The organism is Micromonospora acroterricola (genome assembly GCF_003172955.1).
Classification (GTDB): Bacteria; Actinomycetota; Actinomycetes; order Mycobacteriales; family Micromonosporaceae; genus Micromonospora; species Micromonospora acroterricola.
Map to the genome: position 1 here is coordinate 35,622 of NZ_QGKR01000182.1, position 21,607 is coordinate 57,228.

A 21,607-nucleotide genomic window follows, 5' to 3' on the forward strand; every position below is an offset into this window, starting at 1 on the left:
CCCTCGGGAGCCCGCCGTGTCCCTGCCCCTGTCCCGCCGCCGCCTGCTGACGGCCGGCGGCGCCGGCCTCGTCCTGGCCGGCCTTGCCGACCCGTTCCGGGCCGGCCCCGCCCGGGCCGCCGTCACCACCGCCGACCTGGTCGTCTACGGCGCCACCTCCGGCGGGCTGGCCGCCGCGATCACCATGCGTCGCCTCGGCCGCACCGCCGTGGTGGTCGAGCCCACCAGCCACGTCGGCGGGCTGAGCACCGCCGGGCTGGGCGCCACCGACACCGGCGTACAGGCGTCCATCGGCGGCCTGGCCGCCGAGTTCTACCGCCGGGTGTACGTGAAGTACCACGGCGGGACCCCCACGCCGACCTCGCCGCTGCGGATGACCTTCGAACCGCACGTCGCCGCCGACGTCTTCGCCGACCTGCTCGCCGAGGCGGGCGTTCCGGTGGTCGTCGGCGCCCGACTGGCCGGCCTCGGCCGCACCGGCAACCGGATCACCGAGCTGCGCACCGAGGACGGGTCGATCTACCGGGGCGGCGTGTTCGTCGACGCCACCTACGAGGGTGACCTGCTGGCCATGGCCGGGGTGGGGTTCACCGTCGGGCGGGAGTCCAACGACACCTACGGCGAGACGATCAACGGGGTGCAGTCGCGCAACACCCACCAGTTCGCCTACCCGGTCGACCCGTACGTCACGGCCGGCTCGCCCTCCAGCGGTCTGCTGCCGGGCATCTCCGCCACCCCGCTCGCCCCGCAGGGCACCGGGGACGACCGGATCCAGGCGTACTGCTTCCGGATGTGCCTGACCCAGGCGTCCAACCGGATCCCCTTCGGCCGGCCGGCCGGCTACGACCCCATCCGGTACGAGTTGCTGCTGCGACACATCCAGGCCGGTTACGCCGGGCCGTACTTCACCACCCACTCGGTCGGGGGCGGCAAGACCGACTCCAACAACAACGGCGCGGTGTCCACCGACCACATCGGCTTCAACTACGCGTACCCGACGGCGAGCTGGGCGGCGCGGGAGAGCATCATCGCCGAGCACCGCAGCTACCAGCAGGGGCTGATGTGGTTCCTGGCCAACGACCCCCGGCTGCCGGCGTCGGTACGCGACTCGACCGCCCGCTGGGGTCTGCCGGTCGACGAGTTCACCAGCACGGGCGGCTGGCCGCCGCTGCTCTACATCCGCGAGGCGCGCCGCATGGTCTCCGCGTACGTGATGACCGAGCACGACTGTCGGGGCCGGGTGCGCGCCGCCGACTCGGTGGGGCTGGCCAGCTACACGATGGACTCGCACAACTGCCAGCGGGTGGTGGTCGACGGCAGGGTGCGCAACGAGGGGGACGTGCAGATCGGCGTGCCGGCGCCGTACCCGGTGAGCTACCGCGCGATCGTGCCGCACCAGGCCCAGTGCGCCAACCTGCTGGTGCCGGTCTGCCTCTCGGCGAGCCACATCGCGTACGGCTCGATCCGGATGGAACCGGTGTTCATGATCCTCGGGCAGGCCGCCGCCACCGCGGCGTCCCTGGCGCTCACCGGCAACCTCGCCGTGCAGGCGGTGTCCGTGTCCGCCCTGCAGGGTCGGCTGCGCCAGGACGGCGCGGTGCTCGACTGGGGGCCGACCGGTGAGGTGATCCTGGACAACGCGGCGGCCAGCGGCATCACCCGGGCCGGCACCTGGCTGCGCAGCACCGGCGTGGGCGGCTACTACGGCCCGGACTACGAGCACGACGGCAACGTCGGCAAGGGCGTGAACCGGCTGCGGTTCCGCCCGACGCTGCCCGCCTCGGGCTCGTGGACGGTGCAACTGCGCTGGACCGCGAATTCGAACCGGGCGACCAACGTGCCGGTGGACATCGCGTACTCCGGCGGGGTTGCCACCCGGACGGTCGACCAGCGGCAGTCCGGGGGGCAGTGGGTGCCGCTGGGCACCTACCCGTTCACCGCGGGCACCGAGGGCAGCGTGCTGATCCGCACGGAGGACACCGACGGCCACGTCGTCGCCGACGCGGTCCGCTTCGTGCGCGCCTGACCGGCGCGCCGGCTCCGGTGCCCCACCGCGATCGGGTCGGGGTGCTGCTCACGCCGGCCGTCGGAACGGCGGGTAGCGTTTCCGACGGACCGACGGCGGGCGTACGAGGAGGACCGGGTGCAGACGACGACGGTGGACATTCCGACCGGCGACGGGGTGGCGGACGCGTGCCTCACCCGTCCGGACGGGGACGGGCCGTTTCCGGCGGTGCTGCTCTTCCAGGACGCCTTCGGCCCGCGTCCGCGCCTGGTGGAGATGGCGGAGCGGATCGCCGCCCGCGGTTACCTCGTGCTGACGCCGCACCTGTTCTACCGGGCCGGCCGGGCGCCGCTGTTCGACCTGTCCCGATTCGGTGAGCCGGACCAGCGCGGCGCGATCTTCGAAAAGATCATGCCGTTGGTCGGTTCGCTGACCGCCGACGTGATCAGTCGGGACACCGCCGCGTACCTCGACTTCCTGGCGTCCCGTGACGACGTGCGGCCGGGACCGGTCGTGATCACCGGCTACTGCATGGGCGGCACGAACGCGCTCCGCGCCATCGAGGCAGACCCGGACCGGATCGCCGCGGTGGCCAGCTTCCACGGCGGGCGGATCGTCACCGACGCGTCGGACAGCCCACACCTGGGCGTGGGCTCGATCACCGGCGAGGTCTACTTCGGGCACGCCGACGCCGACAGGTCGATGACGCCCGAGCAGATCGCGACCCTGGAGAAGACACTGGACGCGGCCGGGGTCCGGTACCGCTCCGAGGTGTACGAGGGCGCGCACCACGGCTTCACGATGGCCGACTCCGCGGTCTACGACGAGCGGGCCACCGAGCGTCACTGGGCCGCGCTGTTCGACCTGCTGGACCGGACCCTGCCCACCGGCTGAGGCTCCGCCTGCTGGCGTTCCGCCCGTCAGCCGGGGCCGCCCCGCGCCTCCCGGTTGGTGGAGGACCGACCGGGCGTCCGGGTCGTGACGCTGAACCGCCCGTCGGCCTCCATCCGCACCTCCCGCACGTCGGCGAGGTTGTCGATGCCCTGCTCCCGCAGCTGGGTGTGCAGTTCCTCGTTGGTGATCAGCTCACGGCGCATGTTGCGCCGCAGGATCCTCCCGTCACGGACCAGCACCAGCGACCCGGGCCGGATCAGTCGGGCGGCGGCCTGCCAGCGGAAGGCGACGGCGTCCAGCACGTACGACCAGCCGATGATCACTGCGACCAGCAGCACCCCGTCCGTGATCGAGCTGTACCCGCCCGACATGCCGTTCTGCGCCGCGTCGGCGAGCAGCACGATCACCAGCAGGTCGGTGACGCCGGTGGTGCCGCTCTCCCGCTTGAGGATGATCCGCAGCAGCGCGAACAGCGCGAGGTACATGACGCTGCCCCGGACCACGATCTCCAGCAGCGGGATGCTCGGGACGAACAGCTCTCCCCAGTCGGCCACCTGACGGGCTACCCGCCGGTCGCTTCGTCATGCCTGCCGGCCGTGCCACCCCCGGGCTGTGCGGGCGGTCAGCGACGCAGCAGCACCGGCCCGGCGTCGATCCGGGTGCGGAACAGCGCGTACGGGCGCCGTCGTAGGTCCTCGCCCCGCTGGTACTGCGGCTGCCGGTGCAGCTGGTTGGCGGTCACGTAGAGGTACCCGTCCGTGGCCACCGACATGGTGTCCGGCCAGAGCAGGCGAGGATCGTGGACCAGCGTCTCGTACTCGCCGTCCGGCCGCCGCCGCAGCACCGCGTTGTGCTCGTACGAGGTGATGTAGAACCTGCTGGCGTCGTCGCTCTCCAGCCCGTCCGCCGCGGTGCCCTTGTCCCCCTCGTCGACGACGGTCGCCGCGACCGCCTCCTGGGTGACGGACGGGTCGGCCAGGGCCTCGGTGGCGACGCTGTACCACCGCCGGGACGCCAGCGGGCAGTAGTGCAGCCGGGCGCCGTCGGCGGAGATCGCGATCCCGTCGCAGCCCATCGACACCGGTTTCGGCGGCCCGTCCGCCGGCCGCTCCAGGAACGGCCGGCCCTCCACCACCGGGCGGAACGTCGTCAGCGGCTCCGCCTTCGTGGTCGGGTGGTCGTGCAGCCGCCGCCAGGAGGCACCGCTGGCCAGGTCCACCACGATGATCCCGTTCGGCCCCGAGTCCGCCGAGTCGGTGATGTACGCGACCCCCGCCTCGCCCCGCCGCAGGTCGAAGCGGACGTCGTTGAGGTACGTCGTGGGCAGCGCCACGTCCGCCGGGAAGGTGATCACCTGGGCCACCGTGTCGGTCTCCAGGTCGATCCGGACCAGCTTCGGCCCGCCCGGCTTCGTCGGCTGGAACATCGGGCTGCCGGTGTCCAGCACCCAGAGCCGGTCGGCCGGGTCCACCACGATGCTCTGCACCGAGACGAACGCGCCCGCGTCGTCGTCCCCGGACGGGTCGTTCCAGGGCTGGTCGGGGTAGGGCACCTCGCGACCGTCGCGCAGCTCGACCACGGTGGCCGGCACCTCGTCGCCCCACTTGGGGAAGTTGACGAAGATCCGACCCTGGTGCGAGACGCTCACCCCGGTCGGCATCGGGCCGGTGAACGTGTGCACCAGCTCCAACTCGCCGAGCGGCTCGTCACCGACCGGCCCGTTCACGCCGCCCGCCCCGCGTACGGCAGGACCTTCGCCGAGCCCTGGTTCATGTCCGTGCCCCTCCCGCTCAGGTGGCCCCTGCGGATGACCCCGGTGGCGGCTGTTCCCGCCCCGACATCCGGTATGCCTGGTCCGGCGAATTTCCCGCCGCCGGTCCGCTCACCGCCCGGTCGACGAGGGCCTCGGCCACCTCGCGGAGCTTGCGGTTCGAGTTCTGGGAGACCTGGGCCAGGATCGCGAACGCCTGGTCGGCCGTGCACCGGCGCTGGCCCATGATGATGCCCTTGGCCTGCTCGATCACCGCCCGGCCGCGCATCGCCGCCTGCATCTGCTGAGCGAGGGTGGCGGTGCTCTCGTACAGGTGGGCGTTCGCCAACGCGACGGCGGCGTACCCGGCGAGGGTCTGCGCGAGGTCGAGCACCTCGTCGAACGCTCCCGCGTCGGTGCCGTAGACGTTCAGTGCCCCGACCACGGCCTCCTGGATCGGCAGCCCGATCGACAGCGAGCTGGCGAGCCCGTGGCGGTGCGCCCGTGCGGCCCACTCCGGCCAGCGCTCCTCCACGGCCACATCCGGCACCAGCATGGCGGTGCCGGTGGTGGCGGCGTCCAGGCACGGGCCGCGCCCCAGCTCGTACTGCCAGAGGTCCAGCGTGAGCGCGAGCTCCCCGGTATAGGCGGCGGTGTGCGCGTCGCTGCCCTGGACCAGGGTCACCGACACCTCGTCGGCGCGGGGAATGGTGCCCTTGGCGACCTCGACGATCGTGGCGAGTACGACATCCAGGTCGCCTTCGTCGTGCTTGATCCGGCCAAGCCGAATGAGGGCTTCGGTGAGATCCAGGGGTGCCTGCGGCATGTGGTCTGACGTCCTCGTGGAACCGGCGCGGTCGACCTCGGAGAAGCTGGACAGCGCGTGGCGGGCGGCCCGCGTTCGCGAACCGCTGTACCGATCCGGGGGTGGATCGGGAACCGGCGCCGCTGCTTGACGCTTGCTCCAAACGCCCCGGCCGGGGCGTCACCTACAGGAGAAACACTCTACGACTCAGCGACGGTGGACGCGACGCGGCGTGCCCCCGGGGCGCCGCCTGTTCGTGCTGCGGCTGAACCGCGGTGCCGGCGGGCCGCCGGCGGCGCGACGCGGGCGGGGGCCTGCGGCCCGTGCCACACTTGAGGAGTGTGCCGCCGGTTGGTGGCAGGCCGGTGGGCGCCGTCGGGGCGTGCCGTTCACCGCGGTGTCCCGCCTCATGGACCGACGATGCCGCCAGCTCCTCTCCCGCAGCCGTCCGGAGGGTCGTCGGTCACTCGCGTGGCGGTTTTGTCCGAGCTGCCCCTCGCCAGCACCGCCTGCGCCGAGGGTCGCCGGTTCGTCGAGGAGCAGCTGTTCCGGTGGCAGGTGCCGATGCTCGTCGCCGACACCATGGTGCTGTTGGCCAGCGAGATCATCGCCAACGCGGTGCGACACGGTCCACCGCCCCGGCACCTGGAACTCTGCCTTCGGGCCGACACGGTCCGGCTGGAGGTGACCGACTCCAGCGGTGTCCCCCCGGTGCTCCGCCACCCCGACGTGCGCGAACTCGGCGGGCGCGGCCTGTGGCTGATCGACACGCTGGCCGCTCGGTGGGGCTGGTATCCCCGACCGCCGGGCAAGGTCGTCTGGTCCGAGATGCCGATCGGTGATCCGCTCCTGCCGGCGTCGGGCTGAGCCGGCGGGGGTGGTCACCCGCGCCAGACGGCGTTGCCGGTGTCGTCGCGCTGGCGCGGTGGCCGTTGGTCCGGGCGGCCGTACCGGTGCGCGCCGGAATTCGTCATCTCCCGCAGCGACGGCAGGTCCGCGGTGGCGAGACCGGCCAACGGGTGCGGGCTGAGGCCGACGGTGATCTCCAGGTGCCCCAGGACACCGGTGATGCCCAGCAGGCGAAGCAGGAACGGCGACGGGTCCCGGACGGTCATCCGACCCCCCGCGGCGCTCACCGCGTGGTCGGCCCGCAGCAGGGCGGCGATGCCGTGGGCGTCGAAGAAGGCAGCCCTCGACAGGTCCAGCTCGACCAGCGACGACGGTGGTCGGCACGCGAACGTCACCAGCTCGACGAGCAGTTGGGCGTTGCTCATGTCGACCTCGCCGTCGACGTTGACCAGCATCGCCGGCCCGTCGCGAGTGACACCCAACCTCAGCACCGCGTCCGGCAGGTGGGCGCTGACCGGTGGGCGCGACCGCCGGCAGCTCTGTGCCAAGGAGAAGAAGGTTTCGGTCGACATGACGCACCACCGCCTGGATCGGGGGAGGGTGGACCACTGGAGGGACCACCGGGAGCGGGCGCGCGTCTTGACCCGCCGTTCAGCCTACCCGGTTGGCGCGGTGGCAGGCAGGGGGATGCGGGGAGCCGGTGGGGTGCCAGCCGGTGACAGCGGGTCGTCGCTCAGCTCGGTGCGGAGGCGAACGCGGTGGGCAGGCCGGGAACCGGGACGTCCACCGCGAGCAGCGCGCCGTCCAGCGGTCCCGCCGCCTCGAGCCCGTGCCGGGCGGTGCCGATGAAGAGCCGGCGCAGGTCGGGCCCGCCCAGGCAGATGCCGGCCGGCTGGCTCGCCGGCAGCCGGATCTCCCGGTCCAGCGTGCCGTCCGGCCGGTAGCGGCGCACCGCCGAGCCGCCCCACAGCGCCACCCAGAGGTGCCCTGCCGCGTCGACCGTCATCCCGTCCGGGCCGCCCTCCTCGGCGGTCAACCGCAGAAACGGCTCCCGCCCGTGCAGGGCACCGGTGCGCGGGTCGACGCTGAACCGGTCGACCTCACCGCGCGGCGAGTCGGCCAGGTACATCGTGGTGCCGGCGGCGTCGAACGCCGGGCCGTTCGGCACCGTCAGCCCGGTCACGGCCGCCACCGGCGCCGCGCCCGGCACCAGCCGGTACAGCGCACCCCCACCGGGCACCCCGGCGTACGTCATGCTGCCCGCCCAGAACCGGCCGTGCGGGTCGGCGACCGCGTCGTTCATCCGGGCCGGCTCCGGCCCGTCGGCGACGAGGTCGGTGACCGGTCGGGGGTCGCCGGTGGCGGGCAGCAGCGCGACGCCGGTCCCGGCGGCGGCCAGCCAGTCACCGGAACCGCCGGCCACCGGGGCGACCGCGCCCAGCGGGACGTCCAGCCGGCGCAGCTCCCGCAGCGGGCCCGGCCGGTCGCCGGCGGTCTCCAGCAGCCGACCGGCCAGCAGGTCGACCAGGACGAGCCGCCCGGCCACCCAACGCAGCCCTTCGCCCAGCTCCAACCGGTCCGCGCTCCACACGGTCGGTTCGGTCAGCTCCATCTCGCTCCTCCAACGATCCTTCGCCACGCTCGTCCGCCGCGCTGGTCAGCGCACGGTCCCGCCGGGACCATGGTCGAGCAGCGCCAGCTCCGCCCGGTCGGGCAGCCCCTCCCAGTCGCCCCGGGTGGCCACCGCGAACGCGCCGGTGGTGACCGCCCGCTCCAGCCGGGCCGGTACGTCGGCGCCGTCCAGCCAACCGGAGAGCAGCCCGGCCACGAAGGCGTCCCCGGCGCCGACCGTGTCCACGACCGGCACCGACCGGGCGGGGCGGTGCACGGTGCCGACCGCGCTGTGGCTGGTCGCCCCACCGGCGCCGTGCTTGACCACGACCTCGGTCACGCCGGCGGCCCGCAGCGCCCCGACCGGGTCGGCGGCGTCGGTCAGCACGGCCAGCTCGTCGTCGGAGGCGACCACCAGGTCGATCGAGGGCAGCAGCGGCCGCAGTGCGTCGGCGGCATCGGCGACCGACCAGAGCCGGTGCCGGTGGTTGACGTCCAGGCAGACGGTGCTGCCCGCCGCGCGGGCGAGCCGGACCGCCGCCACCACGGCCTCGTACGGCTCGGCGCCGAGCGCGCAGGTGATGCCGGTGACGTGCAGCAGCCGGGGCGGCGCCCCGGGCTGGTCGAGGGCGGCCGTGACGTCGGCGGGGCGCAGCCGCGAGCCGGCCGACCCGGCGCGGTGGTAGGTGACGCGGCTGATGTCGGCGACTCGCGACTCGACGAGGATCAGCCCGGTGGGCGCCGTCGGGTCGACCCGGGACCAGCTCAGGTCGACGCCCTCGGCGCGCAGCGTGCGGCGGACCAGCTCGCCGGGCTCGTCGGCGCCGGTGACCCCGACCCAGGCGGCCCGGTGGCCGAGCCGGGCCAGGCCGATCGCCACCGTCGACTCGGACCCGGCGACGGAGATCCCGGCAGTGCCGCCCAACCGCAGCGGCCCGGTGGCGCGGAAGGCCGCCATCGTCTCGCCGAGGGTGAGCAGGTCGGTCACGGCCGTACCGCCGTGAGGAAGTGGGCGGCGCGCTCGCGCAGCGCCGCGGGGTCGCCGCCACGGACGGCGTCGCCGAGCAGCGGGGAGCCGACGCCGACCGCGACCGCTCCCCGGTCGAGGTAGCGCCGCGCGCCGTCGGCGTCGACCCCGCCGACCGGCACGAACGCCGTGCCGGGGAACGGGTCGCGCAGCGCCCCGAGGTAGTCGGGCCCGCCGAGGGAGGCCGGGAAGAGCTTGATCGCCGTGGCCCCGGCGCTGCCGGCCTGCACCACCTCGGTGGGGGTGAGCGCGCCGGCGAGCACCGGTAGCCCCAGCCGTCCGGCCTCGGCGAGACTCGGCGCCAGCGCCGGCGTGACCAGGAAGCCGGCACCGGCGTCGGCGGCCGCACGGGCGTCCTCGGCGCTGAGCACCGTGCCCGCGCCGAGGGCGAAGTCCGGTCCGAGGGCTGCACGGGCGCGCCGGATGGTGCCGAGCGCGTCGGTGCTGGTCAACGAGACCTCGACCAGCGCGATGCCGCTCTCGGCCAGGGTGAGCACCGCCGCCAGCGCGGCGGCCGGGTCGGGGCCGCGCACGATGGCCAGCAGTCGGTGGGTACGCAGCTCGTCGAGCAGGTTCATCGCGGGCGTCCTTGGTGGAGTCGGTGGGCGGAGAGGGTGAGCCGCCAGGCGACCTCGCCGGCGGGCGGGACGACGGCCGTGTCGGCCGGGCCGGCGTCGGCCAGGTCGAAGGCGGCGCCGAGCATCGGTTCGACGCCGACGCTGCGGTAGGGCGCGGCGGCGGGCCAGCCGCCGAGGTTGCGCCAGAGCGCGGTGCTGCGGGGCTGGCCGTCGCACTCCAGTTCCAGGGTCAGCCGGTCGGCGCCGTCGACCACCTCGACCCGGGGGCAGTCGACCAGCACCGCGCCGAGCGCGGTCCCGTCGTCCGGGCCGAGGGCGTCCAGCGTCAGCCCGGCCGGTGTCGGCCAGCGCCCGGTCAGCCACGGGCTCCCGGCGGGCCAGGCGCCCGGGGGCAGCAGGGCGGCGGCCTCCGGGTGCAGCCGGGTGGGTGTGCCGGCGGGCGCGTCGAGACGGGCCTCGGGGGAGAGGTCGAGGAGGGCGTGCGCCGCCCAGACGAACCGGTGGCCGGGGTCGGCGGCCAGCCGGTAGTCGGCCACCACCGTGCCGTTCCGGTCGGTGATCCGGCGGGTCAGTGTGAACGTCGGGCGCTCGATGGCCACGCTGCCGGGGCCGACCGGCCGCCACGGCCGGGACCACACCTCGCCGTGGTCGGGTCGACCGCGCACGGTGGGCAGGCACTCCTCCAGCCCACCGGCGTCGACGAACGCGCCGTCGGGGCGTACGTCGTGCCGGCCGTGTTCCGGCCCGCGCCAGAGCCACTCCCGGCCGCCGCCACGCAGGCTGGTCCACCGGCCACCGTGCGCCGCGTCGTACGCGACCCGCAGCGGCACCGGCTCGGGCCCGGCGGCCCCGGTCACCATTCGGCGAACGACCCGTCGCGGTGCTGCCAGACCGGGTTGCGCCAGGCGTGCGGGGTACGGGCGGCCCGACGCACCGCCGCCTCGTCGACCGTGATGCCCAGCCCCGGCCGGTCGGACCGGCCGATGTGCCCGTCCACGAAGCGGAACGGCTCCGGGTCGACCACATAGTCCAGCAGGTCGGAGCCGGAGTGGTAGTGGATGCCGATGCTCTGCTCCTGGATCAGGAAGTTCGGCGTCGCGAAGGCCACCTGGAGGCTGGCCGCCAGGGAGATCGGGCCCAGTGGGCAGTGCGGGGCGAGCAGCGCGCCGTACGTCTCGGCCAGCGTGGCGATCCGGCGGACCTCGGAGATCCCGCCGGCGTGCGACAGGTCCGGCTGGACCACCGCCACCCCGGCCTGCAACGGGCCGAGGAACTCGGAACGGCCGTAGAGCCGTTCGCCGGTGGCCACCGGGATGGGGGTGCCGGCCACGATGTCGCGCAGGTGGTGGGCCTGGTCGGGCAGGACCGGCTCCTCCACGAAGAACGGACGCAGGGGGGCCAGCTCGGGCAGGATCCGGCGGACCGCGGCCAGCCCGGCCCGGCCGTGGAAGTCCAGTGCGATGTCCCGGTCGGGGCCGAGCGCCTCCCGGGCGGCGGCCACCCGGCCGACCACCTCGTCGACCTCGGCGGAGGTGGGGATGGCGGAGAGTCGCCCGCAGGCGTTCATCTTGATCCCGGTGAGACCGGCGGCGGCCTGGGCGGCGGCGGCATCGGCCACCTCGTCGGGCTCGTCGCCGCCGATCCAGGAGTAGATCCGCACCCGGTCGCGGACGGCCCCACCGAGCAACGCGTGCACGGGTGCGCCGTACGCCTGGCCGGCGATGTCCCAGAGCGCCTGGTCGAGGCCGGCGACGGCGCTGGAGAGGATCGGGCCGCCCCGGTAGAAGCCGCCCTTGGTGAGCACCTGCCAGTGCTGCTCGATCCGGAGTGGATCCTCACCGATCAGGTATTCGGAGAGCACCTCGACCGCGCTGCGCACCACCTCGGCGCGCCCCTCGACCACCGGTTCGCCCCACCCGACCAGCCCGTCGTCGGTCTCCACCCGGCAGAACAACCACCGTGGCGCGACCAGGAAGGTCTCGATCCGCTCGATCTTCACCGACTGCCCCTCTGTCCCCGTGCCTTCTCGACGTCCCGGACGGCCTTGTCCAGCAGCTCGCGCATGGCGGTCTCGGCCGCCGTCTCGTCGCGCGCCCGCAGCGCGTCGACCACCGCGCGGTGGCTGGGCACCGGGTCGTCGTGCGCGTCGCCGCCGTGCACCAGCCGGTCCCGTTCGGCGAGCCCGGTCTCCATCACCACCTCCATCCGCTCCAGCAGCTCGTTGTGGGTGGCGGCGAGCAGCGCGCGGTGGAAGGAGAGGTCGGCGGCAACGGCGGCGGCGGGGTCACCGTTGGCCTCGGCCATCTCGGCGAGCGCCCGGTCGAGGGCAGCCAGGTCCTCCTCCGTGGCCCGGGTGGCGGCCAGCCGCGTGGCGGCGGGCTCGATGATGGCGCGTACCTCGTGCAGCTTCTCGAGCAGGTGCTCGTCGGCGCCCTCGGCGAACTGCCAGCGGATCACGTCGCCGTCGAGCAGGTTCCAGTCCGCGCGCGGCCGGACGAACGTGCCGCGCTTCTGCCGGGCGTCGACGATGCCCTTGGCCGAGAGCACCTTCAGCGCCTCGCGCAGCGCCGTCAGGCTGACGTCGAACTCCTCCTGCAACGCGACGATGTTCAGGGTCGCCCCGGCGGGGATCTCACCGGTGAGGATGCGACGGGCGATGGCTTCGACGGTCTGCCCGTGGACGCCGCGGCGTGCGTACTGTGCCAATGCTCTCCTGGCCTTCTCGCTGGTCGGTATCGATCTCTCAGGCCGAGGCTTTCACCGCGGTCCAGCCACCGTCCACCACCAGGCTCGCGCCGGTGACGTAGGCGGCGTCCGGTGAGGCGAGGAAGGCCACCGTCGCGGCCACCTCGTCCGGGGTGCCGAAGCGCTTCGCCACGGTCTCCGCGACGCTGCGCCGGCGGTCCTCTTCGGACACGTCGGCCCAGGCGCCGGTGAGGATCGGCCCGGGCAGCACGGTGTTGACGCGCACCTGTGGGCCGTACTCCACGGCGAGCTGGCGGCCGAGCGCGACGAGGCCGCCCTTGGCCGCGGCGTACGCGGGCCGGCCGGGCAGCCCGACCAGCGCGTGCACCGAGGAGACCAGCACCACCGCGCCCGCCCGCGCCCGCAGGTCGTCGAGGCAGGCTCGGACGCCGAGGAAGGAGCCGGTGAGGCTGACGGCGATCTGGTGGTCCCAGGACTGCCTGCTGGTTTCGTGCGCCGGCGCGACCTGCACCGCGTACGCGTTGCTGACCAGGATGTCCACAGGGCCGAGGCTGTCCCGCACCGCCGCCACGGCGGCCGTCCAGTCGGCCTCCTCGCTGACATCGGCCACTACGGACAGTGCTCGGGCGCCCTGGTTGGTCAGCTCCTCGGCCAGCGGGGTCGGGTCGGCCACGTCGAGCAGCGCCACGGCTGCTCCCTCGGCGGCGAGCCGTCGGGCGGTCGCGGCGCCGATGCCGCCCATCGCGCCAGTGACCAGCGCGTTCCTGCCTTCCAGCCGACGCATAGGCTGATTCACCTGCCCTCGCCTTGATCTCATCTAATCATTAATTACGAAGATATCTTGACAGTCGGCGACGGCCGATGCAACCTTCTCGTCACAGCATTCACATGGACGACACACTGCGCAGTGACGCTGCGTGTCGTAGAGGAAGGGATACCTCCGTGAGCGACTTCGACCCCGGTCGCCGGCGATTCCTTGGCCACCTCGGGCTCGCCGGCCTGGGCGCGCTCGGCGCCAGCTCGTTCCTCAGCGCGTGCGCCAGCTCGGCCAGCGGGCCGACGACGGGCAACGGCTCCGGAGCGGTCACCATCCAGTCCAACCTCTCCTCGCCGCAGGCCAAGGCGGCGATGGAGAAGCTGATCGCGAACTTCAACGCGCAGGGCAAGGGCACGGCGAGCCTCAACACGATCGCCTCGGAGACCTTCCGGACCCAGCTGCCCACCTACCTGACGTCGGCCAACCCGCCGGACCTCTACACCTGGTACGCGGGCTCGGTCGCCAACGACTACGCCAGCCGCAACCTGCTGCTCGACGTCTCCGACGTCTGGAAGTCGCTGGGCGACTACCCGCAGTCGCTGCGCACCCTCTCCACCGACGCCAGCGGCAAGCAGATCTTCGTGCCGATGAACAACTACTGGTGGGGCTTCTTCTACCGCAAGTCCAACTTCGCCAAGTGGGGCGTGCAGGAGCCGAAGACCTGGACCGAGTTCCTGGCCCTGTGCGAGACGCTGAAGGGCAAGGGCGTCCCGCCGATCGGCATCGGTCTCGGCGACACCCCGTGGGTGGCCTCGGCCTGGTTCGACTACCTCAACATCCGGATCAACGGCGCCCCGTTCCACCGCGAGCTGCTCGCCGGCAAGCAGCGCTTCGACGACCCCAAGGTCAAGGCGGTCTTCACCCGCTGGCGCGAGGCCCTGCCGTACTTCGACCCCAAGGGCAAGGCGTACCCGTTCCAGGAGGCGACCACCGCGCTGCTGGCCGGCAAGACCGGCATGTTCCTGATCGGCACGTTCTTCGCCGACGCGGCGCCCAAGGACGCCCTCGGCGACCTGGACTTCTTCCGGTTCCCGATCATCGACCCGGCGGTGCCGCTGGCCGAGGAGGCCCCGACCGACGGCTTCTTCGCCAGCGCGAAGACCGCCAACCCGACCGGCACCAGGGCCCTGCTCACCTACCTCTCCGGCGTCGAGGCGCAGGAGGCGTACGTCAAGGCCAGCTCCGGCATCGTGCTGCCGGCCAACCCCAAGGCCAAGGCGTCCGACTCGCCGCTGGTGGTCAAGGGCAAGGCGATGCTGGACGAGGCCAAGGAGCTGACCCAGTTCTTCAACCGCGACTCCAGCGACGCGCTCCAGCCGACCGCCGACACCGCGCTGACCAAGTTCATCGACAAGCCGGACCAGATCGACGCGATCCTGCGGGAGTGGCAGACCAGCGCCGAGAAGGTCTTCAAGGGCTGACGTGACAGCAACGATCTCCACGACTCCGGTCACCCCCACCCGGCGGCGGCGACGGTCGGCCCGACTGTCGCCGCTGCTGGTGGCGTTCGTCCTGGTGCCGTTCGCGGTCGAGAGCGTCTGGGTCTTCTGGCCGGCGCTCCAGGGCTTCTGGTTCTCCCTCACCCGCTGGGACGGCATGTCGCCGCCCACGTTCGTCGGCGTCGACAACTACGTCGAGATGGCCGGCGACGCGACCTTCCGGGGCGCTCTGCTCAACACGGTGATCTGGCTGGTCCTCTTCGGCGGCCTCTCCGTGCTGGGTGGTTTCGGCATGGCGCTGGTCCTGCAACGGGAGCGGCGCGGGGTCGGCTTCTACCGGGCCGCCCTGTTCACCCCGGTGGTCTTCTCGCTGGTGGTGACCGCGCTGGTCTGGCGGGTCTTCTACCAGCCCGACGGCATCGCCGACACGCTGCTGCGGGCCGTCGGCCTGGAGCAGCTGATCCGGCCCTGGCTCGCCGACCCGCAGACCGCCCTGTACGCGGTGATCCTGCCAGCGCTGTGGCGGCAGATCGGCTACGTCATGGTGCTGTTCCTGGCCGGGTTGAAGGCGATCGACCCGGCGTTGCACGAGGCGGCCCGGATGGACGGCGCCAACTCGTGGCAGCGGCTGCGGCACGTCACCATCCCCCAGCTCCGCGGGGTCAACGCCGTGGTGCTGTCCGTCATCGTGATCGACTCGCTGCGCTCGTTCGACATCGTCTGGTCGCTGACCAAGGGCGGGCCGTACCACTCGTCGGAGCTGCTCAGCACCTACATGTACTCGACCGCGTTCCAGAGCCTGCGGCTGGGCTACGCCTCCGCGATCGCCGTGGTGATCTTCGTGCTGGCACTGGCGGTCATCCTCGGCTACCTGGTCCGCGCGTTCCGGGAGGAAGCGTGATGAACAAGCTCCGCACCGGGGCCTTCCACACCGGCATGATCCTGCTCTCGCTGCTCTGGCTGGGGCCGGTGATCTGGGTCGTGGTGATGTCCACCCGGTCGTTCGACGACATCGCCGCGCACGGCGTCGGCAGCCTGCCCCGCTCGTTCACGCTGGACACCTACCGCCAGGCGTGGACCGACGGCGGCGAGCTGCGCGCACTGATCAACAGCATGCTCGTCACGGTCCCGTCGGTGGCGCTGAGCCTGGGTCTGGCCGCGGTGGCCGCGTTCGCGCTCAGCCGCTTCCGGATCCCCGGCCGGCGGACCATCCTGCTGCTGATGCTCGCCGGCAACCTGCTGCCACCGCAGATCCTGCTCATCCCGGTGGCCAAGTTCAGCGAGCTGACCGGCCTGTACGACACGCTCTGGGCGCTGATCGCCGTGCAGGTCGGCTTCGGGCTCGGCTTCTACACCTTCGTCCTGCACGGCTTCATGCGGGACCTGCCGGGCGAGATCCAGGAGGCGGCCACGATCGACGGCGCCGGCGTCGGGCAGATCTTCACGCGGGTGATGCTGCCGCTGACCCGGCCCGCCCTCGCCGCCCTCGGCGCACTCTCCTTCACCTGGATCTTCAACGACCTGCTCTGGGCGATCACCGTGCTGCGTACCGACGACAACATGCCGGTCACTCCCGCGCTGCTCGGCCTCCAGGGGCAGTTCGTCTCGTCCTGGAACGTCATCGCCGCCGGCACCGTCATCGCGGCCGTCCCGACGGTCGCGGTATTCCTGCGCTTCCAGCGGCACTTCGTCTCCGGCCTGGCGCTCGGGGCGGTCAAGTGACCGCCCCCGCCGCGACCGGGCAGCGCTGGACGCTGCGCGGCGCGCACACCGAGTACACCGTGACCGTGCCCGCGCACGGCCGCTGGCTGGAACTGGTCGCCTGGGGTCCACACGGCGTCTCCGACGGCCCGTCCCCGGTCGCCTACGACGGCCCGGTGCCGTTCCTCACCGCCGGGGACGCCGCCCCGATCGAGTACGCGACCGACGCCGACCGGCCGTTCACCGGCGCCGACCTGGTCGTGGAGACTGCCACCGGGGAGCGTCGGGTCGGCTTCGGCCACACCGGCGTGCGGGCCGACGCCGAGCAGCGGGAGTTGGCGGTCGATTTCACCGACCCGGTCACCGGGCTGCGCGCCACCGTGCACTACCGGGTGCCCGCCGGCACCGACGTCGTGCAGCGGTGGGTGGAGCTGACCAACGCCGGCACGGCTTCGCTGCGGGTCGTCCGGGCCGGGTCGGCCGGATTCTGCGTACCGACGCCGCACGGCGCGCTGCTCAGCCACCAGTGGGGGCAGTGGGCGCAGGAGTTCCAGCTCGCCCAGGTCGAGCTGGGCCACGGTTCGTTCGCCATCGGCAGCGCCCAGGGCGTACCGGGGCACCTGCACGTGCCCTGGCTGGCCGTCCGCGACGCCGCCGAGGCGGCCGGCCCCACGTGGGGGGTGGCGCTGGCCTGGACCGGCTCGTGGGAGATCAGCGCCGAACGGGACACCGGCGGCCTGACCCGGGTCCGGGTCGGCCGTCAGTTGGTCGACGGTCCACTGGAGCTGGCCCCCGGTGATGGACTGACCCTGCCGGTGGCCACCGGGGCGTACAGCTCGGACGGTTTGGACGGCCTGGCCCGCGTCTGGCACACCCACCAGCGGCTGCTCGCCGGGGAACGGCTCACCCCACGTCCGGTGCTCTACAACTCATGGGAGGCCACCTACTTCGCGGTCGAGGCGGAGAGCCAGTTGGCGCTCGCGGGGATCGCCGCCGAGCTGGGCGTGGAGACGTTCGTGGTGGACGACGGCTGGTTCGTCGGCCGCGACGACGACACCGCCGGGCTGGGCGACTGGACGCCCGATCCGGCGAAGTTCCCGGCCGGGTTCGACGCATTCATCGCCGACGTCCGCGCGCTCGGGCTGAACTTCGGGCTCTGGGTCGAGCCGGAGTGCGTCAACCCACGGTCCCGCCTCTACGCCGAGCACCCGGAGTGGGTGTACGCCGTCGACGGCCGGCCGATCACCCCGGTCCGCAACCAGTACCTGCTCGACCTGGGTCGGCCGGAGGTCGCCGAGTTCGTCCACTCCACGGTGGACGGACTGCTCCGCCGGTACGACATCGACTACCTGAAGTGGGACTTCAACCGGCCGCGTACCGAGCCGGGTCGGCCGGACGGCGTCGGCCCGCTCGACCTCGACGGCGCGCACGTGGCCAACCTGCACCGGATCTACGAGCGGTTGCGCCGGGACCACCCCGGCGTGCTCATCGAGGCGTGCGCCGGCGGGGGCGCGCGGACCGACCTGGCGATGGCCGCCCGGGCCGACGTGTTCTGGCCCAGCGACAACACCGGCCCGCTGGACCGGCTGGCCATCCAGTACGGCTTCCTGCACGCCAACGCCCCGCACCTGCTCAGCTCCTGGGTCACCGATGCGCCCGGCCTGTTCGACCCGCGCCCGCGAACGCTCGCGTTCCGGTTCGTCCTCGCGATGGCCGGCGTGCTCGGCATCGGCGCGGACATCCGGGCCTGGACCCCCGCCCAGCGGGCCGAGGCGGCCGGCTGGGTCGCCCGGTACAAGGAGATCCGGGACGTCGTCACGCACGGCGAGGCGCACCTGATCGGCGGTCCGGACCAGGCCCGCTGCGCGGTGCAGTACACCGCGCCGGACGAGCGTCGGGTGGTCGTGCTCGCCTGGCACACCGGCCGGCTCGACGGCGCCGGTCTGCTGCCGTCCCGCCCGGTGCGGCTGCCGCTGCGCGGCCTCGATCCCGCCGCCCGTTACCGGCACGGCGACCGGGACTACTCCGGCAGCCACCTCAGCGCGGTCGGCCTGCCGGTGCACTGGAGCCCGACCCACGACGCCGACCTCATCGTGCTGCGCCGCGACTGAGGCCGGAGCACCACCGCACCCCCACCCCCGAGGGACAGGAGTACCTCCATGCGCCTGATCCGACCGCTGACCGTCGCCCTGGCCGTGCTCGGCCTGGGCCTGGTCGGCCCGCTGCCGGCGACGGCCGGCCCACCGCACCCCAACCCGTCCCCGGCGGGCGGCCACGGCCACGGCCGACCCGGCCAGGCGCTTGCCGCCACCGGCGCCGAGGACCAGGGCGCGCCGACCTACTTCAACAGTGGTCTCGCCCCGACGCCCTACCAGGGCTGGAACACCTACTTCGGCCTCGGTGGCGATCCCACCGAGGCCGAAGTCCGGTCGGTCACCGACTTCATGGTCAGCAGCGGCCTGCGGGACGCCGGCTACACCTACGTCTGGATCGACGGCAACTGGGCCGCGCCCACCCCGCGTGACGAGGCCGGCCGGCTGGTCGCCGACCCGGCCCGGTTCCCCGGCGGGATGGCCGCGCTCGCCGCGTACATCCACAGCAAGGGGATGAAGGCCGGCATCTACACCGACGCCGGGCCGTACCTGCCCGGACAGTGCGGGCTGGGCAGCAACGGCCACTACCAGGCCGACGTCGCCCTGTTCGCCGGCTGGGGCTTCGACGCGCTCAAGGCCGACTGGCTCTGCGGGCGGGCCGCCGGCCTGGACCCGGAGACCACCTTCCGCGAGCTCGCCGACGCCGTACGGCAGTCGCCCCGGCCGATGCTGCTCAACATCTGCAACCCGGTCAGCTCCGACTGGGGCGGCGGGCCGTACACCCCGGAGCAGCTCTCCACCTGGACCTACACGTACGCGCCCACCGTCGCCGACTCCTGGCGGACGTACACCGACGTGGGGCTCACCGACCCGACGCCCCAGTGGGCGTTCCCGTGGGTGCTGCGCAACATGGACGTCAACGCGTACCACCCGGCGGCCACCGGCCCGGGGCACTACAACGACCCGGACTACCTGCTGCCGATGCGTCCGCTGCCCGGCGGCGGGTACGAGCTGAGCCTGGAGGAGTCCAAGACGCAGCTCGGCATGTGGTCCATCATGGCCGCGCCGCTGGTGATCGGCTCCGATCCCCGTGGCCTGCCCAGCGAGATGATCTCGGCGTTGACCAACCCGGAGATCATCGCGGTGAACCAGGACCAGCTGGTCCGGCAGGGCGTCAAGGTCGCCGACACCGGCGTCGACGCGCAGGTCTGGAGCAAGGTGCTCAGCGGCTCCGGCCGGCGGGCCGTCGCGCTGCTCAACCGGCACGACACCGCCCAGGAGATCACGGTGAACTTCGCCGACGTCGCGCTCGGCGGGGCGGTCACGGTCCGCGACCTGTGGGCCCGCGCCACCGTCGACGCCGCGCCGGGCACCGACGGCGTCCAGCCGTTCACCGGCTCGTACACCGTCCAGGTCCCGGCGCACGGTGTGGCCATGCTGGGCCTGACCGGCGCCGACCAGGTCGCCGGCGCCAACCTCGGCGGCACCGCCAGCGCCAGCCCGGCCCTGGTCCGCGTGGACGACACGCACGCCACCGCCTTCGTCCGTACGGCGCAGGGCGCGCTCGCGGTGAACACCCGCTCCGGCGCCACCTGGGGGACCGGCTGGACCTCCCTCGGCGGCCCGGTCGGCGGCCGGATCCTCGGCCAGCCAGCGGCGTACGGCTCCGCGGGCGGACGGATCGACGTCTTCGTGCGGGGCACCGACAACGCGGTCTGGCGGCGTAGCTATGTCGCCGGGTCGTGGGGGCCGTGGAGCAGCCTCGGCGGAGCGGTCACCGACGGGCCCACGGTGGCCTGGACCAGCCCGACGCAGTGGACGCTGATCGCCCGCGGCGCCGACGGCAAGCTCTGGTCGCGGACCGCGAGCAGCGGCTGGACGGGCATCGGCGCGCCCGAGGACCGGCCGGTCTACGGTCGGCCGAGCGCGGTCGTCGACGACGCCGGCGTGCTGCACGTCGCGGTCCGCAGCCGGACCGACGAGGTGTGGTGGCGCAGCCGGACCGGCACCACCTGGTCGGCCTGGACCAGCGTGGGCGGCACCACCAGCGGCAGCCCGACCCTGCTCGCCACCGCCGGCCGGGTCTACCTGTTCGCGCTGGCCGCCGACAACCGGCTCTGGCAGCGCAACCTGGTCGACGGGACGTGGGGTGGCTGGTTCCGTCGTGGCGAGTTCGCCACCGACGCGTTCCGGGGCGCACCGGGCGCCGCGGCCGGCGCCGACGGCAGCGCCTGGCTGGCGGTACGCGGCGTGGACGACCGGGTGCACCAGATCGTCCTCTGATCCAGGGGTGGCGGGCCGCCGAGTGACGGCCCGCCACCCGCACCGTCGGGCCGGCTCAGGCCGGTATGAGCTCCCGACACAGGCGTAGGGCGGCCAGGGTCAGCCGGGCCAGCGCCGAGAGCGCCTGCACCAGCGGCCAGATCGCACCGACCCGCCGCGCGTCGGCCGCCACCTCGCGCAGCGCCAGGTCCGCCAGGTCCGCACCAGGAGCCCGGCCGCGACGTGACCGCACCCGTTCCGGTGGCGCTGCGGTGATCACCGTTCGGCCGGGCACCGGCACTACAGGCTGGGTGGATGAACCGGCGCAGACCGCCAGCACCGGAGCGCGTCCTCTCGTCCCGGCGGGCGCTGTCGTCCCTCGGCATCGGAGCGGCGGCCGGCGCCGTCGCGGCCGCCTTGGGGATACCGGAATTGAGCCCGATGATCACCTGGACGGTCGCCGTGTCCGTCCTCCTGGTCTGGGTGTGGGTCTCCTGCTGGCCGATGGGATCGGCGGAAACCGAACGGCTCGCGGAGGCCGAGCCGGGCACCCGGTCGACCGACTCCGAGATCCTGATCGCCTCGGTGATCAGTTTGGTGGCCGTGGCCGTGGCCCTGGTCCGCTCGTCGGACAACGACGTGGTGGCGGTCACCATCGTGGTGCTCAGTGTCGTCGCCGTGGCCCTGTCCTGGGCGCTGGTCAACACCGTCTTCGCGTTCAAGTACGCCCGCCTGTACTACCTCGACGTCAACGGTGGCATCGACTTCAAGCAGCGGGAGCGGCCCTGCTACAGCGACTTCGCGTATCTCGCGTTCACGGTCGGCATGTCCTTCGCCGTGTCGGAGAGCGAGCCCACCTCCACCGCGATCCGGAGGGTTGCCCTGGGGCACGCGTTGCTCTCCTACGCCTTCGGCACCGGCGTGCTGGCGGTCGCCATCAACCTCGTGACCAACCTGGGCCAATCGTGAGCGGAGGCTCCCCAGCCGTCTGGCAGCAACCCGGCTGAACGCCCGCCGCGGCGCCGGCTCGCCGCTAGCGTCGGACCGGTGGGACGGATGCGCGGCGTCCA

General features: G+C 73.3%; 21 protein-coding genes. 9 read left to right on the forward strand and 12 right to left on the reverse strand.

From position 1 onward, the window contains the following. Positions 1–16 precede the first annotated feature (16 nt). Both DKT68_RS12905 and DKT68_RS12910 read left to right on the forward strand, forming a co-directional pair. Complete coding sequence (locus DKT68_RS12905; protein WP_201749009.1) at positions 17–2,026, forward strand: FAD-dependent oxidoreductase; 2,010 nt, start codon at positions 17–19, stop codon at positions 2,024–2,026. A gap of 117 nt (positions 2,027–2,143) precedes the next feature. Then, positions 2,144–2,899, forward strand: a complete 756-nt coding sequence (locus tag DKT68_RS12910) for a dienelactone hydrolase family protein (protein WP_109817652.1) — start codon at positions 2,144–2,146, stop codon at positions 2,897–2,899. A gap of 26 nt (positions 2,900–2,925) precedes the next feature. Here the strand turns inward: DKT68_RS12910 and DKT68_RS12915 are convergent, their stop codons facing one another. From DKT68_RS12915 to DKT68_RS12925, 3 genes are all read right to left on the reverse strand, one after another. Then, entirely contained in the window at positions 2,926–3,453 is a 528-nt protein-coding gene (locus DKT68_RS12915) for a DUF421 domain-containing protein (RefSeq protein ID WP_109817653.1), read from the reverse strand. A gap of 68 nt (positions 3,454–3,521) precedes the next feature. Then, complete coding sequence (locus DKT68_RS12920; RefSeq protein WP_109817654.1) at positions 3,522–4,625, reverse strand: L-dopachrome tautomerase-related protein; 1,104 nt, start codon at positions 4,623–4,625, stop codon at positions 3,522–3,524. A gap of 64 nt (positions 4,626–4,689) precedes the next feature. Continuing rightward, positions 4,690–5,475 carry a GAF and ANTAR domain-containing protein gene (locus DKT68_RS12925; protein ID WP_109817655.1) on the reverse strand — a complete coding sequence of 262 codons (786 nt, stop codon included), beginning with the start codon at positions 5,473–5,475 and terminating at the stop codon, positions 4,690–4,692. 459 nt (positions 5,476–5,934) lie between these two features. Here DKT68_RS12925 and DKT68_RS12930 point away from each other — a divergent pair, with 459 nt between their 5' ends. Continuing rightward, the gene (locus DKT68_RS12930; RefSeq protein ID WP_161556652.1) at positions 5,935–6,321 is read left to right on the forward strand and encodes an ATP-binding protein; all 387 of its coding nucleotides are present in this window, start codon (positions 5,935–5,937) and stop codon (positions 6,319–6,321) included. Between the two features lie 14 nt (positions 6,322–6,335). Here the strand turns inward: DKT68_RS12930 and DKT68_RS12935 are convergent, their stop codons facing one another. The 8 genes from DKT68_RS12935 to DKT68_RS12970 all read right to left on the reverse strand — a co-directional run bounded on the left by DKT68_RS12935 (position 6,336) and on the right by DKT68_RS12970 (position 13,009). After that, the gene (locus tag DKT68_RS12935; RefSeq protein WP_109817657.1) at positions 6,336–6,875 is read right to left on the reverse strand and encodes an STAS domain-containing protein; all 540 of its coding nucleotides are present in this window, start codon (positions 6,873–6,875) and stop codon (positions 6,336–6,338) included. A 161-nt stretch (positions 6,876–7,036) separates the two neighbouring features. Next, positions 7,037–7,915 carry an SMP-30/gluconolactonase/LRE family protein gene (locus DKT68_RS12940; protein WP_109817658.1) on the reverse strand — a complete coding sequence of 293 codons (879 nt, stop codon included), beginning with the start codon at positions 7,913–7,915 and terminating at the stop codon, positions 7,037–7,039. A 45-nt stretch (positions 7,916–7,960) separates the two neighbouring features. Continuing rightward, on the reverse strand, positions 7,961–8,902 hold the full coding sequence (locus tag DKT68_RS12945; protein ID WP_109817659.1) for a sugar kinase: 942 nt from the start codon (positions 8,900–8,902) through the stop codon (positions 7,961–7,963). Continuing rightward, positions 8,899–9,519, reverse strand: a complete 621-nt coding sequence (locus DKT68_RS12950) for a bifunctional 4-hydroxy-2-oxoglutarate aldolase/2-dehydro-3-deoxy-phosphogluconate aldolase (RefSeq protein ID WP_109817660.1) — start codon at positions 9,517–9,519, stop codon at positions 8,899–8,901. The genes DKT68_RS12945 and DKT68_RS12950 overlap by 4 nt, the downstream gene beginning before the upstream one ends. Beyond that, on the reverse strand, positions 9,516–10,379 hold the full coding sequence (locus DKT68_RS12955; RefSeq protein WP_109817661.1) for a hypothetical protein: 864 nt from the start codon (positions 10,377–10,379) through the stop codon (positions 9,516–9,518). Before DKT68_RS12955 ends, DKT68_RS12950 begins: the two co-directional genes overlap by 4 nt. Continuing rightward, positions 10,373–11,518, reverse strand: coding sequence for a galactonate dehydratase (gene dgoD, locus DKT68_RS12960; RefSeq protein ID WP_109817662.1), 1,146 nt, complete (start codon positions 11,516–11,518; stop codon positions 10,373–10,375). The genes DKT68_RS12955 and dgoD overlap by 7 nt, the downstream gene beginning before the upstream one ends. Continuing rightward, positions 11,515–12,225 carry a FadR/GntR family transcriptional regulator gene (locus tag DKT68_RS12965; protein ID WP_109817663.1) on the reverse strand — a complete coding sequence of 237 codons (711 nt, stop codon included), beginning with the start codon at positions 12,223–12,225 and terminating at the stop codon, positions 11,515–11,517. The genes dgoD and DKT68_RS12965 overlap by 4 nt, the downstream gene beginning before the upstream one ends. A 37-nt stretch (positions 12,226–12,262) precedes the next feature. Next, on the reverse strand, positions 12,263–13,009 hold the full coding sequence (locus DKT68_RS12970; protein ID WP_109817664.1) for an SDR family NAD(P)-dependent oxidoreductase: 747 nt from the start codon (positions 13,007–13,009) through the stop codon (positions 12,263–12,265). 158 nt (positions 13,010–13,167) lie between these two features. On the opposite strand from DKT68_RS12970, the gene DKT68_RS12975 reads away from it, so the two are divergent. The 5 genes from DKT68_RS12975 to DKT68_RS12995 are packed head-to-tail and all read left to right on the forward strand — an operon-like array spanning position 13,168 to position 20,558. Continuing rightward, on the forward strand, positions 13,168–14,463 hold the full coding sequence (locus tag DKT68_RS12975) for an ABC transporter substrate-binding protein (protein WP_109817665.1): 1,296 nt from the start codon (positions 13,168–13,170) through the stop codon (positions 14,461–14,463). Between the two features lies 1 nt (position 14,464). Beyond that, positions 14,465–15,382 (forward strand): carbohydrate ABC transporter permease, encoded by a 918-nt coding sequence (locus tag DKT68_RS12980; protein WP_109817666.1) that lies wholly within the window; start codon positions 14,465–14,467, stop codon positions 15,380–15,382. Beyond that, positions 15,382–16,203, forward strand: coding sequence for a carbohydrate ABC transporter permease (locus tag DKT68_RS12985; protein ID WP_109817667.1), 822 nt, complete (start codon positions 15,382–15,384; stop codon positions 16,201–16,203). The genes DKT68_RS12980 and DKT68_RS12985 overlap by 1 nt, the downstream gene beginning before the upstream one ends. Further along, on the forward strand, positions 16,200–18,293 hold the full coding sequence (locus tag DKT68_RS12990) for an alpha-galactosidase (protein ID WP_109817668.1): 2,094 nt from the start codon (positions 16,200–16,202) through the stop codon (positions 18,291–18,293). The genes DKT68_RS12985 and DKT68_RS12990 overlap by 4 nt, the downstream gene beginning before the upstream one ends. 48 nt (positions 18,294–18,341) lie before the next feature. Beyond that, entirely contained in the window at positions 18,342–20,558 is a 2,217-nt protein-coding gene (locus DKT68_RS12995) for a glycoside hydrolase family 27 protein (protein WP_109817669.1), read from the forward strand. Positions 20,559–20,613: 55 nt separating this feature from the next. Here the strand turns inward: DKT68_RS12995 and DKT68_RS13000 are convergent, their stop codons facing one another. Further along, a complete protein-coding gene (locus DKT68_RS13000; RefSeq protein ID WP_146218349.1) occupies positions 20,614–20,832 on the reverse strand; it encodes a hypothetical protein in 219 nt (72 codons plus the stop codon). A gap of 20 nt (positions 20,833–20,852) precedes the next feature. Between DKT68_RS13000 and DKT68_RS13005 the strand changes: the two genes are divergently transcribed. After that, positions 20,853–21,506, forward strand: a complete 654-nt coding sequence (locus DKT68_RS13005) for a DUF1345 domain-containing protein (RefSeq protein ID WP_109817671.1) — start codon at positions 20,853–20,855, stop codon at positions 21,504–21,506. Positions 21,507–21,607 lie beyond the last annotated feature (101 nt).